The organism is Streptomyces sp. B1866 (assembly GCF_031932565.1).
Lineage (GTDB): Bacteria > Actinomycetota > Actinomycetes > Streptomycetales > Streptomycetaceae > Streptomyces.
The window spans coordinates 1-420 of sequence record NZ_JAVSCF010000631.1; the positions used below are offsets into that span (position 1 = coordinate 1).

A 420-nucleotide genomic window follows, 5' to 3' on the forward strand; every position below is an offset into this window, starting at 1 on the left:
CCCTGGCCGCCGCGGGCATCGCGTGCGCCGAACCCGCGCGGGACGGCGCCGCCGGTACCGGCACCGCCGACGGCGGGCCCGACCGGGTGCCGCCGGCCGCCCTCTCCTACCAGGACCAGGCCGACCAGTACCAGGCCCACCAGGCCGGGCCCCGGCCCGGCCTGGTCGTCGGCCCGGACGGGCGCCGGGCCCTGTCGGTCGCCGTCCCGCTCGGCCGGATCACCGCCGCGCGGTGGCGGCTGCTGGCCGGTACCGCCGCCCGGGACGGGTCGGGCGCGCTGCGGGTGACCCCCTGGCGGGGCGTGGTGCTGCCGGGGTTCACCGCGGACGGCGGGGCGCGCGCGCTGCGCGACCTCTCCGACGCCGGGCTGGTCGCCGACGCGGCCTCGCCGTGGCGCGGGGCGGGCGCCTGCGCGGGCC

1 pseudogene is annotated in these 420 nt (G+C 83.8%); it reads left to right on the top strand.

The annotated features are described in order from the left end of the window. Positions 1 to 420 (top strand): annotated as a pseudogene (locus RKE29_RS30530) (cobalamin biosynthesis protein CobG); the annotation flags it as partial.